Origin of the sequence: Streptomyces sp. NPDC093149 (genome assembly GCF_044754145.1) — a bacterium.
Taxonomy (GTDB): Bacteria; Actinomycetota; Actinomycetes; order Streptomycetales; family Streptomycetaceae; genus Streptomyces.
In genome coordinates this window covers 299482-314093 of sequence record NZ_JBIVON010000007.1, presented here as the reverse complement: position 1 = coordinate 314093, position 14612 = coordinate 299482, and the positions used below count along the sequence as shown (strand labels likewise).

13 protein-coding genes are annotated in these 14612 nt (G+C 70.9%); 7 read left to right on the top strand and 6 right to left on the bottom strand.

All coding sequences use genetic code 11. The features are described 5' to 3' along the window. The first annotated feature begins 59 nt into the window (after positions 1–59). Both ACIQCZ_RS22870 and ACIQCZ_RS22865 read left to right on the top strand, forming a co-directional pair. The gene (locus ACIQCZ_RS22870) at positions 60–749 is read left to right on the top strand and encodes a maleylpyruvate isomerase family mycothiol-dependent enzyme (RefSeq protein ID WP_402284549.1); all 690 of its coding nucleotides are present in this window, start codon (positions 60–62) and stop codon (positions 747–749) included. 10 nt (positions 750–759) lie between these two features. Continuing rightward, positions 760–1416, top strand: a complete 657-nt coding sequence (locus ACIQCZ_RS22865; RefSeq protein WP_402284548.1) for an MBL fold metallo-hydrolase — start codon at positions 760–762, stop codon at positions 1414–1416. A gap of 158 nt (positions 1417–1574) precedes the next feature. Here ACIQCZ_RS22865 and ACIQCZ_RS22860 read toward each other — a convergent pair whose 3' ends face one another. The 5 genes from ACIQCZ_RS22860 to ACIQCZ_RS22840 form a co-directional block, all read right to left on the bottom strand. After that, positions 1575–2579: a TerC family protein gene (locus ACIQCZ_RS22860; RefSeq protein ID WP_402284547.1), complete on the bottom strand. Its 1005-nt coding sequence runs from the start codon at positions 2577–2579 to the stop codon at positions 1575–1577. Positions 2580–2835: 256 nt separating this feature from the next. Further along, positions 2836–4788 carry a TerD family protein gene (locus ACIQCZ_RS22855; protein ID WP_402284546.1) on the bottom strand — a complete coding sequence of 651 codons (1953 nt, stop codon included), beginning with the start codon at positions 4786–4788 and terminating at the stop codon, positions 2836–2838. 128 nt (positions 4789–4916) lie between these two features. Continuing rightward, positions 4917–5495, bottom strand: coding sequence for a TerD family protein (locus ACIQCZ_RS22850; protein WP_402284545.1), 579 nt, complete (start codon positions 5493–5495; stop codon positions 4917–4919). Positions 5496–5626: 131 nt separating this feature from the next. Beyond that, on the bottom strand, positions 5627–7762 hold the full coding sequence (uvrB, locus tag ACIQCZ_RS22845; RefSeq protein WP_402284544.1) for an excinuclease ABC subunit UvrB: 2136 nt from the start codon (positions 7760–7762) through the stop codon (positions 5627–5629). Between the two features lie 62 nt (positions 7763–7824). After that, complete coding sequence (locus ACIQCZ_RS22840; protein WP_402284543.1) at positions 7825–8712, bottom strand: MHYT domain-containing protein; 888 nt, start codon at positions 8710–8712, stop codon at positions 7825–7827. Positions 8713–8926: 214 nt separating this feature from the next. On the opposite strand from ACIQCZ_RS22840, the gene ACIQCZ_RS22835 reads away from it, so the two are divergent. The 3 genes from ACIQCZ_RS22835 to ACIQCZ_RS22825 all read left to right on the top strand — a co-directional run bounded on the left by ACIQCZ_RS22835 (position 8927) and on the right by ACIQCZ_RS22825 (position 12021). Continuing rightward, entirely contained in the window at positions 8927–9871 is a 945-nt protein-coding gene (locus ACIQCZ_RS22835; RefSeq protein ID WP_402284542.1) for a glycerophosphodiester phosphodiesterase, read from the top strand. Between the two features lie 59 nt (positions 9872–9930). Continuing rightward, positions 9931–10473, top strand: coding sequence for a methylated-DNA--[protein]-cysteine S-methyltransferase (locus ACIQCZ_RS22830; RefSeq protein WP_402284541.1), 543 nt, complete (start codon positions 9931–9933; stop codon positions 10471–10473). 204 nt (positions 10474–10677) lie between these two features. Continuing rightward, positions 10678–12021 carry an MFS transporter gene (locus tag ACIQCZ_RS22825; RefSeq protein WP_402284540.1) on the top strand — a complete coding sequence of 448 codons (1344 nt, stop codon included), beginning with the start codon at positions 10678–10680 and terminating at the stop codon, positions 12019–12021. Positions 12022–12025: 4 nt separating this feature from the next. On the opposite strand, the gene ACIQCZ_RS22820 is transcribed toward ACIQCZ_RS22825, so the two are convergent. Continuing rightward, complete coding sequence (locus tag ACIQCZ_RS22820) at positions 12026–12388, bottom strand: cupin domain-containing protein (RefSeq protein WP_259929375.1); 363 nt, start codon at positions 12386–12388, stop codon at positions 12026–12028. Between the two features lie 309 nt (positions 12389–12697). On the opposite strand from ACIQCZ_RS22820, the gene ACIQCZ_RS22815 reads away from it, so the two are divergent. Continuing rightward, positions 12698–13711: a pseudouridine-5'-phosphate glycosidase gene (locus tag ACIQCZ_RS22815; protein WP_402284539.1), complete on the top strand. Its 1014-nt coding sequence runs from the start codon at positions 12698–12700 to the stop codon at positions 13709–13711. Continuing rightward, positions 13708–14604, top strand: a complete 897-nt coding sequence (locus ACIQCZ_RS22810) for a carbohydrate kinase family protein (protein WP_402284538.1) — start codon at positions 13708–13710, stop codon at positions 14602–14604. Before ACIQCZ_RS22815 ends, ACIQCZ_RS22810 begins: the two co-directional genes overlap by 4 nt. The last annotated feature ends 8 nt before the right edge of the window (positions 14605–14612 follow it).

Sequence of the window (14612 nt, the reverse complement as noted above, 5' to 3'; positions counted from 1 at the left end):
ATTTACGGACGCCCATGGACTCCTTCACCCGAATGAGTGGCGAGGCTAGGCTCAGCCCCATGATTGATCACGCGCACGACCTGGAAGCCCTACGTGAAGCGACTGATCGACTGCTCAGCGCCACAGGGAAATTGGACGACGCCTCGCTCGCCGGGCCCTCGCGTCTGCCGGGCTGGAGCCGGGGCCATGTCGTTGCGCACCTCTCTCGTAACGCCGACGCGCTCGTAAATGTTCTCCACGGCCGGCCCATGTACGCAGACAGCGAAACCCGCGACCGCGACATCGAGCGCGACGCGACCCGGCCGAGGGCCGGACAGCTGGCCGACCTGGCCGAGAGCGCGGCCCGCTTCGCGGCCGCCGCTTCGGCCCCGGCCGACTGGTCGCGCACGGTCACACTGCGCAACGGCGTGACGGACTCGGCCTCCCGGGTCCCCTTCCGCCGCCGCGTCGAGGTCGAGCTGCACCATGTCGACCTGGGAATCGGTTACGAGCTGGAGGATCTTTCCGACGAGTTCGTCGCCCGGGAGATCGACTTCCTCGCCGAGCGGTTCGGCGGTCACCCCGATGTCGTGTCCACGGCCGTGGCCGACGACGAGGGCCGGGTGTGGACGACGGGCGGCGGAGCGGAGGGCGGTCCGGTCTCGGTCCGCGGTACGGCCCCCGAGCTGCTCGGCTGGCTCTGCGGGCGTCGCGACGGGTCGGCGCTGACCGTCGAAGGCGGCCCCCTCCCCGCGCTGCCCCCGCTATAGGCTGAGACGCATGACGTACAGCGGAGCGGTCAAGGTCGGCGGTCGTGCGGATGTACACGAGTTGACGGATCTGATGATCTCGAAGGTCGCCGTCGGCCCGATGGACAACAACGCCTATCTGCTGCGCTGCCGGGCCACCGGCGAGCAGCTCCTGATCGACGCGGCCAACGAGGCCGGGACCCTGCTGCGGCTGATCGGTGACGACGGCATCGCCTCCGTCGTCACCACCCACCGGCACGGCGACCACTGGCAGGCGCTCGGCGAGGTGGTGGCCGCCACCGGCGCGCGTACGTACGCCGGGCGGTACGACGCGGAGGGCATCCCGGTCCCGACCGATGTCCTGGTCGACGACGACGACACGATCCAGGTGGGCCGGGTCCGTCTGACCGCCCGTCACCTCGTCGGCCACACCCCGGGCTCCATCGCGCTGGTCTACGACGACCCGCACGGCGCTCCGCACCTGTTCACCGGGGACTGCCTCTTCCCGGGCGGGGTCGGCAACACCCATCGGGACCCCGAAGCCTTCGCGAACCTGCTCCACGATGTGGAGACCAAGCTCTTCGACCAGTTGCCCGACGAGACCTGGGTCTACCCGGGCCACGGTCACGACACCACGCTCGGCGACGAGCGTCCGCAGCTGCCGCAGTGGCGCGCCCGCGGCTGGTGACGGCAGCCGTACCGCGGCCGACGGGCCCGCGCGGGAGTTGAGCGCCGCCGATGGGCCACCGCCCCCGGACCGGGGGCTCTCCACCCGTACGAGCACCGGCCGGGGCGGGCGACCACCCGTCGTCCGCCCCGGCCGGTGCCGGTTCCCGTCCGCCCCGATCAGGCGTCGATGCTGGAACCCCGGTGCGCGGGCCCGTCCGCTTCCGCGGCAGCCTCGGCCCGCTCCCGCTTCTTGTTGGCGACGAGGCTGGTGATCGTGGTGATCACCAGTACGCCGCAGATGACGCCGAGCGAGACCGGGATGGAGATCTCGGGAACGTGCACTCCGGACTCGTGCAGTGCGTGCAGCACCAGCTTCACGCCGATGAAGCCGAGGATGACCGAGAGGCCGTAGCTGAGGTGGACCAGCTTCTTCAGCAGGCCGCCGATCAGGAAGTACAGCTGCCGCAGCCCCATCAGGGCGAAGGCGTTGGCGGTGAAGACGATGTACGGGTCCTGGGTCAGGCCGAAGATCGCGGGGATGGAGTCCAGCGCGAACAGCACATCGGTCGTACCGATGGCGAGCATGACGACCATCAGCGGCGTCAGGACGCGCTTGCCGTTGTTACGGATGAAGAGCTTGGTGCCGTGGTACCGGTCGGCGACGCCGAAGCGGCGCTCGATCGTCTTGAGAAGGCGGTTCTCCTCGAACTCCTCCTCGTCCTCGTCGGCCCGCGCCTCCTGGATGAGCTTCCAGGCGGTGTAGATCAGGAACGCGCCGAAGATGTAGAAGACCCACGAGAAGTTGGCGATGACGGCCGCGCCGGCGGCGATGAACACCGCCCGCAGCACCAGCGCGATCAGCACACCGACGAGCAGCACCCGTTGCTGGAGGTGGGAGGGGACCGAGAACTTCGCCATGATCAGGACGAAGACGAAGAGGTTGTCGACGCTGAGCGACTTCTCGGTGATGAAGCCGGCGAAGAACTCGCCCGAGGCCTGGCTCGCGCCGAACACCAGGAGACCGATTCCGAAGAGCGCGGCCAGCGCGATCCAGACGATCGTCCAGATTCCGGCTTCCTTGGTCGTCACGTCATGGGGCTTGCGCCCGATGAAGAAGTCGACGGCGACAAGGGCTGACAGACCGAGAATGGTCAGCACCCAAAGGGTCCATGAAACGTCCACTGCGCCTCCGGCAGTTCGCTACGGCTACTGATCAGCGTCGTCGCTGCCGGAGGTCTCTTCCACCCGGGCGCACGGGCTGCGCGCCACGGGCCGGCGCCCCGGGACCGGTCACAGTCCGTACTGACGGGCACGCCGCGTATGGGAGTACTCCCCTCCGCTCAAAGAACAGTACAGGGAACACCAAGGAAAGGTAAAGAGAAGGGTAAAGATCCTCCAAAAGGGCAGGTCGGAGAGGATGAAGTGCCGCAGTCACACCTCAGGGTCGCCGGGGGCGTCGAGCCGCGGCCACGCTGGCGAGCACCTGTTCGAGGACCCGGCTGCCGGGCGGCATCCTCAGCGGCTCGTACGTCCAGGCGTGGCCCACCCAGGGATCGGCCAGGTGGTCGTCGGCGACCGGCGTGATCCGGAGCAGCGAGCGCCACAGGGGGTCGAGCACCGGCCCGTACGCACTGGCGTCCGCCCGGTCCGCGACCATCAGGAGATGGACGCCGACCGAGGGCCCCTCATCGGCCAGGTAGCGCAGCTGGGTGACGGACCGGTCGTCGAATCCGTGCGGGAAGTCGTTGACGATCAGCAGTTGCTGGCCCAGGTCCAGGTCCGGCGGCAGCGAATCGGCGGCGCCGGCCCGGATCGCCATCTGCACCAGGTCGACGCGCCGGGTGAGCTGGGCGAGGACCGGGGCCACTCCCCCGGCTCCGGTGGCGGGCGGCCCGGCGAGGGCCCCCGATCCGACCAGCGGCGCGAGGGCTCCGGCCGCCGAACCCGCGGGGTCGATGACGTGGACGGAGAACTCGTCGGCCGGGTACACGGCCAGCAGCCGGGCCGCGTGCGCGACCGCGTTCTCCATGGCCAGGTGGCGCAGTCGGGCGCTGTCCATGACGGACGCGGCCTCGGACGCCGTACGGCTGCTGTCGATCCAGAGCCCGCGCTCCAGGGGGAGCCTGACCAGCAGCGGGATGCGCAGCCCGGTGTTCTCGGGCAGATGGAGGTCGCCGATGCGCAGCGCCATGGGGATCTCCATCGGGACGCGATAGGCGTGCCAGACGGGGTTGTCCCAGCCCGCGAACGCGGCGGGCAGAGCGGGTTCGACCACGGCGGACTCGGCCGCGAGCTGGGCGAGGTCCCGGTCGAGGACCTCGCGGGCCCGGGCCGTCAGCTCGTCGCGCTTGGCGCGGGCCTGCTCGCGGGCCCGGTCACCGGCGCCGCCGATCCGGTTGCGCGGATCGGACAGCGTCCGGTCGAGCTCCTGGTCCATGCGGGACTCGGCGAAGTCCACGGCGCTGCGGTACGCGGCGGTGGTGCGGGCCAGGTCTTCGAACATGCCCCAGATCTGGTTGTAGAGGCGCTCCTCCATGGACCAGCCGGTCGCGTCTCCGGCGACGGGTCGGGCGGGGCGGCCCGGCTCGGCGGGCGGCGCGGTGGGCGGGGGCGGCGGGGGCGCGGAGGTCTGGCGGCGCGGGTGCGTGTAGTCGATGGGGCCGCCCGTAGCGGCCGTGGGCGTCGGGGTGGCGGGCTCGGCGAGCGGCTGGGAGGGCTGCGCGGCCGTCGTCGGTGCGACGGGAGGCCTGCGGCCGTCCGAGGGCGGTACGGAGCCCGTGCCGTGGCCGACCCTGTCCGCGCCCGGGGTGCGCGGCGGGGGCGGAGCGACCGAACGGGCCATCCCCCGGGCGACGGCGTCCTGGATCGAGCGGGCCAGCTCGGCCGCCTGGGCCAGGCCCTGGTCGGCGAGCATGGCGGCGAGGCCGCCCGCGTAGCCCTGGCCGACGGCGCGGACCTTCCAGGCGCCCTGGCGGCGATAGAGCTCCAGTGCGGAGACCGCGGACTCGGTGTCCAGGCCGGTGAGGGTGAAGGTGGCGATCTCGGTGCCGTCGAGGCCGGTGACGGCGACGAACGGCGCGGAGACCGCGCCGAACCGGGCCGGGCCGCCGACGCCCGTGGGCAGGGCCAGCAGCACGGTGACCCGGTGCACAGAAGGGGACAGGGCATCGAGGTCCACAGCGAGCCGGTGGTCCGCCGCCGCCTGCCTGGACACTTCGAGCCCGGGCAACTGGGGCGACCCCGGGTGCGCGACCGCCTCGGTGCCGTGCACGGTGCCGTGCTCGTCGCCGAGCGTGGCACCGGCCACGACGGGCGTGCCGGCCGATACCCGGATCTCCAGACGGGTCTGGGGCAAGGTGTGGTTCTGCCCTCGGACCAGCTCGGCCGTCATTGCTCTGTCCCCTCGATGAGTCGCCGCCGCGCGGTGCGGTGCGGCGTGGTGCCATGTGATGCAGCTCCCGGCGGCCGATGCCTCCGGGAGCTGCGCGTACCGATGTCGACCGGTCGGTCCGGCCGTGCCTACAGGTGCGGCAGGATCGCCGGCATCAGGTCCTGGAAGGTGCGGCCGTTGGCCGGGTTGCCGAGGGCGGTCATCTGCCAGCCGTTCCCCGCGCGGTGCACCTTCGCCATGATCTGGGCCGTGTACTGCCCGCCGCCGTCCAGCGTGTAGCGGGCGAGCTCCTGGCCGTTGGTCTCGTCGACGATGCGGCAGAAGGCGTTCTGTACCTCCTGGAACGTCTGGCCGGTGAAGGAGTTCACCGTGAAGACGATCTGGTCGATGTGGACCGGCACCCGCTGCAGGTCGACGAGGATCGCCTCGTCGTCCCCGCCCGAACCGGCGCCGCCGACCAGGTTGTCACCGGTGTGCTTGACCGAACCGTCGTCACTGACCAGGTGACGGAAGAAGACCACGTCGACCGGCTGCTTGTCGGCGAACAGCACCGCCGACGCATCGAGGTCGATCTCCCGCGTACGCGAACCGAACAGACCACGGCGTGGCGCCGCCTGCCAGCCGAGCCCCATCCGTACCGCGGTCAGGGTCCCCCCGTCGTTCTTCTGCAGGCTGATGGCCTGACCCTTGGTCATGTTGACCGTCACGCGCTGTCCCCTCTCCGCTTTCCCCGCGCCCGTCCGTGCGCGGCTTTCCAGCACCCTACGCAGTCGCGCCGGAGGCACGGCCGCTCGGGGCGTTTTTGTGTCGGTCCTGCAACACACAGGACGTGGCAGGGTCAGGCGAGACCCGCCTCCCGCATCTGCCGCAGCTCCTTCTTCAACTCACCGACCTCGTCGCGCAGTCGGGCCGCCACCTCGAACTGCAGGTCCGCGGCGGCCGCTCGCATCCGGTCGGTCATCTCCTCGATGATCCCGGCGAGTTCGGCGGCGGGACGGTCGGTGACCACGGCACCGGCAGCCCCGGCCTTCCTGGTTGTGGCCTTCTTGGTTCCGGCCGTCTTCGCGCCCAGCGTGGGTACGGGGGCCTTGGTCCCCTTCCCCTGGCGGTAGCCGGTGCCGAGCAGTTGCTCGGTGTCGACCTCCTCGCGGGCGATCGTCGCGACGATGTCGTTGATCTTCTTGCGCAGCGGCTGCGGGTCGAGACCGCGCTCGGTGTTGTAGGCGATCTGCTTCTCGCGACGGCGGTTGGTCTCGTCGATGGCCTGCGCCATCGCCGGGGTGATCTTGTCCGCGTACATATGGACCTGCCCCGACACGTTTCGGGCGGCGCGCCCGATGGTCTGGATCAGGGACGTCCCGGAGCGCAGGAAGCCCTGCTTGTCCGCGTCGAGGATGGCGACGAGCGACACCTCGGGCAGGTCCAGGCCCTCGCGCAGGAGGTTGATGCCGACCAGTACGTCGTACTCGCCGGAGCGCAGCTCCCGCAGCAGCTCGATGCGGCGCAGTGTGTCGACGTCGCTGTGCAGGTAGCGGACCTGGATGCCGAGCTCCAGGAAGTAGTCGGTGAGGTCCTCGGCCATCTTCTTGGTGAGAGTGGTGACCAGGACCCGCTCGTCCTTCTCCGCGCGCGTGCGGATCTCGTGCACCAGATCGTCGATCTGGCCCTCGGTGGGCTTGACCACGACCTCCGGGTCGACGAGACCGGTGGGACGGATGATCTGCTCCACGAAGCCGTCGCCCCTGGACAGCTCGTACTTTCCCGGCGTGGCGGAGAGATAGACGGTCTGGCCGATCCGGCCGAGGAACTCCTCCCACTTCAGCGGGCGGTTGTCGAGCGCGGAGGGGAGCCGGAAGCCGTGGTCGACGAGGGTGCGCTTTCGGGAGGCGTCGCCCTCGTACATCGCTCCGATCTGCGGCACGGTGACGTGCGACTCGTCGAGAACGAGGAGGAAGTCCTCGGGGAAGTAGTCGAGGAGGGTGTTGGGGGCGGTGCCGGGCGAGCGGCCGTCGAAGTGCATCGAGTAGTTCTCGACACCGGAGCAGGTGCCGATCTGCCGGAGCATCTCGATGTCGTACGTGGTGCGCATCCGCAGCCGCTGGGCCTCCAGCATCTTGCCCTGCTTCTCCAGCTCGGCGAGTCGCTGCTCCAGCTCCCGCTCGATGCCGTTGACCGCCTTCTCCATGCGCTCGGGGCCCGCGACGTAGTGGCTGGCGGGGAAGACATGGAGGGACTGGTCCTCGCTGATGACCTCGCCGGTCAGCGGGTGGAGGGTGGAGAGCGCCTCGATCTCGTCACCGAACATCTCGATGCGGACGGCGAGCTCCTCGTAGACCGGGAAGATCTCGATGGTGTCGCCTCGCACCCGGAAGGTGCCGCGGGTGAACGCGAGGTCATTGCGGGTGTACTGGATCTCGACGAAGCGGCGCAGCAGCTGGTCGCGGTCGATCTCGTCGCCGACCTTGAGCTGGACCATCCGGTCCACGTACTCCTGGGGCGTACCCAGGCCGTAGATGCAGGAGACGGAGGCGACCACGACGACATCGCGCCGGGTGAGCAGCGAATTCGTCGCGGAGTGACGCAGCCGCTCGACCTCCTCGTTGATCGAGGAGTCCTTCTCGATGTAGGTGTCCGACTGCGGGACGTACGCCTCGGGCTGGTAGTAGTCGTAGTACGAGACGAAGTACTCGACGGCGTTGTTGGGGAGCAGCTCGCGGAACTCGTTCGCCAGCTGGGCCGCGAGCGTCTTGTTCGGCGCCATGACGAGGGTGGGGCGCTGCAGCTTCTCGATCATCCAGGCGGTGGTGGCCGACTTGCCGGTGCCGGTCGCACCGAGCAGGACGACATCCTTCTCGTCCGCGCGAATGCGTCGCTCCAGCTCGGCGATGGCCGCGGGCTGGTCGCCGCTGGGCTGGTAGGGACTGACGACCTCGAAAGGCGCCACCGAACGTTCGATCTTCGAAACGGGCCGCATGCAACCACCGTACGACCCCCCACTGACAACCGGGCCGGGTCAGCCGTCGTGCCGGAGCGGGGTCACCGTTCCGACGGCGGCGCGGGATCGCGCGGCCGGGAATGGAACGACGCCGGATCGGCGTGTGTACCGAACCGCGGGACGTGCCGCTGTGCCGGGATCCCGAGGGGGCGTCCGGCCCCGTTCGCGGCTCCGGGCTCGTCCCGGTCCGGGGTGCCCATCACCATCAGGGGGTCGAACATCACGACCACCGCGGCCAGGAACAGGAAGCAGCCCGGGCCGATCAGCAGGGGGACGAGGGAGGCGCCGCGCCCCTCGGCCGAAGCGGTGCCGGCGAGGGCGCCGGGGTGCAGATGGACGCTGAGCGCGGCCATGGCCGTGTAGTGCATGCCGCTCACCGCGACGCCCATCACGACCGCGGCGCCGAGGCTGGACAGGAAGCCGTGGATGGAGACGGCCGCCCAGAGCGCGGTCGTGGCGGCCACCACGGCGATGACGACGGAGAGGGCCACGGTGACGGTGTCGTACTCGAACTGTCCTTCGAGGCGCATTCCGGCCATGCCCAGGTAGTGCATGGTGGCGACCCCCAGCCCGGTGATCGTGCCACCCGTCACCAGTGCCATACGGGTGGCGCCCCGGTACCCGACGATGAAGATGCCGATGGCGACCATGCCGATCGCGACCGCGAGGCTGGCGAAGGTGATCGGCTTGTCGTAGCCGATGGTGACCCCTTCGACGGAGAAGCCCATCATCGCGATGAAGTGCATCGTCCATATGCCGGAGCCGATGGAGGTCGCGCCGAGGGCCAGCCAGCCGGCCCTGAAGGAGCGTCCGGTGCGCACCGAACGGGTCGTGCAGCGCAGCCCGAGGGCCGCGCCGAGGCAGGCCATGAGGAAGGCCACGACGGGCGTCACCGCTCCGTAGCTGAAACCGTCGATCGTGCCCTGCATGCTCGTACGCCCTTCGCGGAAGCCCGGGTTCGGGGTGACCCTAAGGCGCGCGGCCCGGCAGACAAACAGATCAGCCGCATTTTATCGACAAGGAAATCGGCCCGTGACCCGGTCTCAACAGCGGCGTTCACGTTGTGGCCATCCTTCGTCTGTCCTTTGTCCGGCGGTGGCTGCCACTCTCGGCCCGTCCGTAACTCTGACGCGAGGAGTACACGTGTACGCACGCACCGCCACCGCCGCCGTCGCAGCCGCCGCCCTCATGGGCGCCGGCGCGTTGCTGATGTCGACCGCCGACACGCAGACGACGGGCCGGGCCGCAGCCGGGCACACGGGCACGGTCACGGGTCTTCGGACCGTCAGTGCCCGGACCACGGACATGAAGGGGGCCGCCCCGGTCGTCGTCGCCCACCGGGGTGCCTCGGCCTACGCGCCGGAGAACACCCTGGCCGCCGTCGACAAGGCCGACGCCCTGGGCTTCGACTGGGTGGAGAACGACGTCCAGTTCACCAAGGACGGCGTGCTGGTGGTCGTGCACGACACCGATCTGAAGCGGACCACCGATGTGGAGGAGGTCTTCCCGGACCGCGCGCCGTGGGCGGTCAAGGACTTCACGGCCGCCGAGATCGCCCGGCTGGACGCGGGCAGCTGGTTCGGTCCGCAGTTCGCCGGAACCCGGGTGCCCACCCTCAAGCAGTACCTGGACCGGATCGAGCGCAATCACCAGAAGCTGCTGCTGGAGATCAAGAGCCCGGAGCTCTACCCGGGCATCGAGAAGGAGACCCTGCGGGTGCTGAGCCGGAAGGGGTGGCTCGACCGCGACCACGTCAGGAACAGGCTCGTCATCCAGAGTTTCGGCGCGGACAGTGTGAAGAAGGTGCACCAGCGGCGTCCGGACGTCACGACCGGTTTCCTCGGCACTCCCCCGGTGACCGATCTGCCCTCGTACGCGGCGTTCACCGACCAGATCAACCCCTCGTACACATCGATCTCCGCCGACTATGTGAAGGCGGTGCACGCCCTGAAGGGCGCACACGGCAAGAAGCTGCGGGTCAACACCTGGACGGTCAACGACGCGGCGAACGCGACCAGGGTGGCGGGCTTCGGCGTCGACGGGATCATCACCAACACCCCTGACGTGGTGCGCGGGGCCACGGGCTGACAGCGCCACCGCCCCGCCACCACAGCGCATTGTCAGTGGCCGGTCGTACGGTGGTCCCCATGAACAGCAACGGGGTCGTCGAGTGGGCCGTCGTCGAGAGCGACATCGGCCCGCTGCTGCTCGCCGCGACCGACGCGGGCCTGGTGAGCGTGGTGTTCCACGCCCGTCCCGAGGTGCGGAGGAGGGCGGTCGAGCAGCTGCGGACGCGACTCGGTGCGGAGCCGGAGGAGAGTCCCGGCTCCGCGCGGCTCGCCGAGCCGATACGCCAGCTCACGGAGTACTTCGCGGGCGCGTCGCGGGAGTTCTCGCTCGACCTGGACTGGTCGCTGACGTCCGGCTTCAACCGCCAGGTGCTCCGCGAGCTGGCGACGGGGGTGCCGTACGGGACGGTCGTCGGGTACGGCGATCTCGCCGAGCGCGTGGGGCAGCCGGGGGCGGCACAGGCGGTCGGGGCGGCCATGGGGTCCAATCCCCTGCCGGTGGTGGTGCCGTGCCATCGCGTGGTGGAGAGCGACGGCGGACTCGGCGGGTTCGGCGGTGGTCGCGAAACCAAACGGAAGCTGCTGGCGCTGGAGGGCGTGCTTCCCCAACCGCTCTTCTGACCCGGCCGCACTCCGACCCGGCCGCTTTTCCGACCCGGCCGCTGTGCTGATCCGGATCCCGGTGACCTGCCGCTGCCCGATCGGGATCCCGGCCACCCGCCACCGTTCCGATCCGGGCTCCGGCGACCGTGCCGCTCCTGATCCTTTGTCCCCGGCGGCCCGGCCCCGGTTTCGTGCCCGTGTGCGGGCTGGCACACTGCGTCAGTGACCAACACCTCCGACGCACCTGACACCCCCGACGGCCCCGGCCGGGTCACGGCGGCCGAGCTGCCCCGGCTGCGGCGCAGAACATCCGCGGTACTCATAGCCAGCCAGATACTCGGCGGCCTCGGCGTGCCCATCGGGATCGCCCTGGCCCCGGTCCTCGCCACGGAGGTGAGCGGCTCCGAGGCACTGTCCGGTCTGGCCCCGACCGCGTCGGTGACGGGTACAGCACTGCTTTCACTGCCGCTCGCGGCGCTGATGACCTCGCGCGGCCGACGCCCCGGTCTCGTACTGGCGTATCTGATCGGTGCGCTCGGTGCGGGACTCGTGGTCCTGTCCACCCTCGTGGAGAGCTTCCCGCTGCTGCTGCTCGGCATGGCCGGGTTCGGTGCCGGGTCCTCGGCCAATCTGCAGGCCCGGTTCGCCGCCGCGGATCTGGTCGAGCCCGGCCGGCGCGGCCGGGCGATCTCCACCGTCATCTGGGCCACGACGATCGGTTCGGTTCTGGGGCCGAACATAGCGGCGCCGGTGGGACAGGTCTTCCGCGGCACCGCGATATCCGAGAAGGCCGGTCCCTTCTTCTTCGCGGCAGGGATCTTCCTGCTGGCCGCCGTAGTGGTCGGGGTGCTCCTGAGGCCGGACCCACTGCTCACTGCACGGGCGTTGGCGCCGCAGAACGACGAGTCCACCTCGGGCCGTTCACTGCGGTCCGGCATCGCGGCGGTCCGGGCGTCCGCGCCGGCGCGGCTCGCCCTGGTCACGGTGGCCGTCTCGCACACAGCGATGGTCTCGATCATGGTGATGACCCCGGTCGATCTGGGCCATCACGGCGCCGGTCTCCAGCTCATCGGCCTGGTCATCAGCGGCCACATCGCGGGTATGTACGCGTTCTCGCCGGTGATGGGCTGGCTGTCCGACCGCTTCGGCCGGCTCACCGTGATCGGTCTGGCGGTCGGACTGCTGTCCTGTGCCGCGCTTCTGGCCGGCACCGCGGGTCCGAGCCACGGCCGGACCGCGGCAGGCCTGTTCCTGCTCGGGCTCGGCTGGTCGGCCGGGCTGGTCGCCGGCTCGGCGCTGCTCACCGACTCCGTACCGCAGCCCGCCCGCGCCGCCGTGCAGGGCCTGTCGGACCTGACCATGAACACGGCGGCGGGCGTCGGCGGCGTGATCGCCGGGGTGATCGTCGCCCGAGCGAGCTACGGCTGGCTGAACGCGGTCGCAGCATGCCTGCTTCTTCCGATGGCAGCACTCGCACTGCGCCGGGTGCTCACACGATCGGCCGCACCGGCCGTGCCCGCCACACCCGACACACCGACAGCAGCGACTGCGCCCACCGAACCCTGAGGGCTCAGAGGCTGATGTGATACGCCTTGCGCAGCGTCTCGTGCACGGTCCACGTCGTGCGGTCGCCCTCGCGCAGCACGCAGGCGTCCCCCGGCCCGATCTCCAGCGTCGCTCCGCCCTCGACCACCACGGTCGCACGCCCGCTCACGACCACGAACAGCTCGTTGGCCTCCGTGTCGGTGACCACGCCGGGCGTGATCTGCCAGATCCCGCGCACCTGCTTGCCGTCGGGCGACTCCCAGAGCACCTTGCCGGTCACCACGGGCTCGCCCGAGACGATCTGTGCCGGGTCGAGCGGTTCCGGTTCGAGTTCGGCGTCGGGAATGTGGACGGCGAACGAGGCGGGAGCTTGATCAAATGTGGTCATGGCCGGTCACCCTAGCGACCGCTTCGAGGCCGCTCGGCACTAGGGCGTGTTTCGAAAGTCCCGCCTGCCAGGCGGCGTCCGGCACGCACGCTCGCTGCATTGTCTGGCTCGCCCCGATACGACCGGTATCGGGGCGACCCTCCGCCTTGCGATCACACGCACCGGACGCCGCCTGGCCCGCCCTGCGGGCGGACGACGCCGGTTTCGAAACACGCCCCAGGACCGGGAAACGCTGCCGGACGGTGGGCTTTCCGGCCGGTGTCCCGGCCGCACGTTTGAGGTCGGCGCACCCGCGACAGGGATGTGGACATGTCATTCAATGCGTCGCACGGCGCGCAGTCCTCCTACGCCCCCGTCCTCTCCGCCGAGGTCCGGGCCGCCCTCGCCACGCACCACGCCGTCGTGGCCCTGGAGTCGACGATCATCGCCCACGGTCTGCCGCGCCCCCGCAATCTGCGGGTCGCCGAGGAGCTCGAAGAGCTCGTACGGTCCGCGGGCGCGGTGCCCGCCACGATCGCCGTACTCGACGGCCGGGCCCACATCGGTCTGGGCAAGGACCAGTTGGAACGGGTCGCCGCCGACCCGGCGATGCGGAAGCTGGGCCACCGGGACCTCGCACCGGCCCTGGCGACGGGAGCGAGCGGGGCGACGACCGTGTCCGCGACGGCGTTCCTGGCCGCGCGCGCGGGCCTGCGCGTCTTCGCGACCGGCGGTCTCGGCGGTGTGCACCGGGAATGGACGCGGACCCAGGACGAGTCCGCGGACCTCCGGCTCCTCGCGCGGACCGGCATCACCGTGGTGTGCGCGGGGGTGAAGTCGATCCTGGATGTGCCCGCCACGCTGCAGCGTCTGGAAACGCTCGGCGTCGGGGTGCTCGGCTACGGCACCGACCGCTTCCCCGGCTTCTATCTGAACAGCTCGGGCGAACCGGTCGACTGGACGGTGCGGACGCCCGAGGAGGTCGCGGAGGTGATGCGCGCCCAGGACGCGCTCAAGGGTCCCGGCTCGGCACTGATCGTGGCCAACCCCGTATCCGTCGAGGACCAGTTGGATCCCGCACTCCATGACCGTGTGCTGGCCGAGGCACTCGCCGCGTGCCGGGAACGCGGCATCGCGGGCCAGGCCGTCACGCCGTTCCTGCTGGACCGGTTGATGCGGGGCACCGGGGGCGCCTCGCTGGAGGCCAATCTGGCGGCCGTGCGCGGGAACGTATCGCTAGCCGCGCGGATCTCCGCGGCGTGGGCCGCCACCGCCCAGGACACGGCGACGCACCCGGACGCGCGGGATTCCGCATCGCCCCGCCGTCCGGCGGCCGGCCGATGACCGACGGCGGCCTCCTCGTCGTCGGCGACGTGGTCACCGACGTGGTGGCCCGCCACGGAAGGGCCCTGATCCACGGCACGGACACCGCGGCCCGGATCCGTACCCTCCCCGGCGGGGCGGGCGCCAACGTCGCCTGCTGGGCGGCGCGTTCGGGCTGCCGCGACGTACGGCTGCTGGCCCGGGTCGGCGCCGACAGCGCGGCCTGGCACCGGGACGCACTGCGCAGGGCAGGGGTCCGTTGCCTGCTGGCCGTGGACGACGACGTACCGACCGCCACCGTCGTCGCCCTCGTCGATTCCGCCGCCGAGCGCACCTTCCTCACCGACAGCGGCGCCGTGCTCCGGCTCTCCCCCGACGACTGGTCGCCGTCGATGCTCGACGGCATCGCCCATCTCCATCTCTCCGGGTACCTTCTCTTCGCCGCGACGAGCCGGGCCACGGCCCTGCTCGCCCTGCGGGAGGCCCGGCGGCGGCGGATCACGGTGAGCGTCGACCCGGCTTCGGCCGGCTTCCTCGCCGAGCTGGGCGCCGACCGGTTCCTGGCCTCGGTGGAGGGCGTGGATCTGCTGCTGCCCAACGCGGACGAGGCCCGGCTGCTGACCGGACTCCCCGAACCGGCGGAGGCCGCTGCCGAGCTGAGCCTTCAGGTGCCCCGGGTGGTCGTCACACTCGGCGCCCACGGCGCCCTGCTGGCCGCCGCGGGCGCGGTGACCCGGCGCATCCCGGCGGTTCCGATGCGGGGCGCCGTCGATACGACGGGGGCGGGCGACGCGTTCACCGGCGGATTCCTCGCGGCCCGGCTGTCGGGGGCGGACGACGCCTCGGCCGTGGCGGCGGGCTGCCGGTCGGGGGCGGAGGCGGTCACCACCGTGGGGGGCCGCCCCGGTCCGTGACGTACCGG

Bases quoted from the DNA above. Each gene is read 5' to 3' on its own strand.
- ACIQCZ_RS22820 (WP_259929375.1), bottom strand. From the start codon at position 12,388: ATGACCACATTTGATCAAGCTCCCGCCTCGTTCGCCGTCCACATTCCC.
- ACIQCZ_RS22830 (WP_402284541.1), top strand. From the start codon at position 9,931: ATGAACAGCAACGGGGTCGTCGAGTGGGCCGTCGTCGAGAGCGACATC.
- ACIQCZ_RS22855 (WP_402284546.1), bottom strand. From the start codon at position 4,788: ATGACGGCCGAGCTGGTCCGAGGGCAGAACCACACCTTGCCCCAGACC.
- ACIQCZ_RS22840 (WP_402284543.1), bottom strand. From the start codon at position 8,712: ATGCAGGGCACGATCGACGGTTTCAGCTACGGAGCGGTGACGCCCGTC.
- ACIQCZ_RS22815 (WP_402284539.1), top strand. From the start codon at position 12,698: ATGTCATTCAATGCGTCGCACGGCGCGCAGTCCTCCTACGCCCCCGTC.
- ACIQCZ_RS22870 (WP_402284549.1), top strand. From the start codon at position 60: ATGATTGATCACGCGCACGACCTGGAAGCCCTACGTGAAGCGACTGAT.
- uvrB (WP_402284544.1), bottom strand. From the start codon at position 7,762: ATGCGGCCCGTTTCGAAGATCGAACGTTCGGTGGCGCCTTTCGAGGTC.
- ACIQCZ_RS22865 (WP_402284548.1), top strand. From the start codon at position 760: ATGACGTACAGCGGAGCGGTCAAGGTCGGCGGTCGTGCGGATGTACAC.
- ACIQCZ_RS22810 (WP_402284538.1), top strand. From the start codon at position 13,708: ATGACCGACGGCGGCCTCCTCGTCGTCGGCGACGTGGTCACCGACGTG.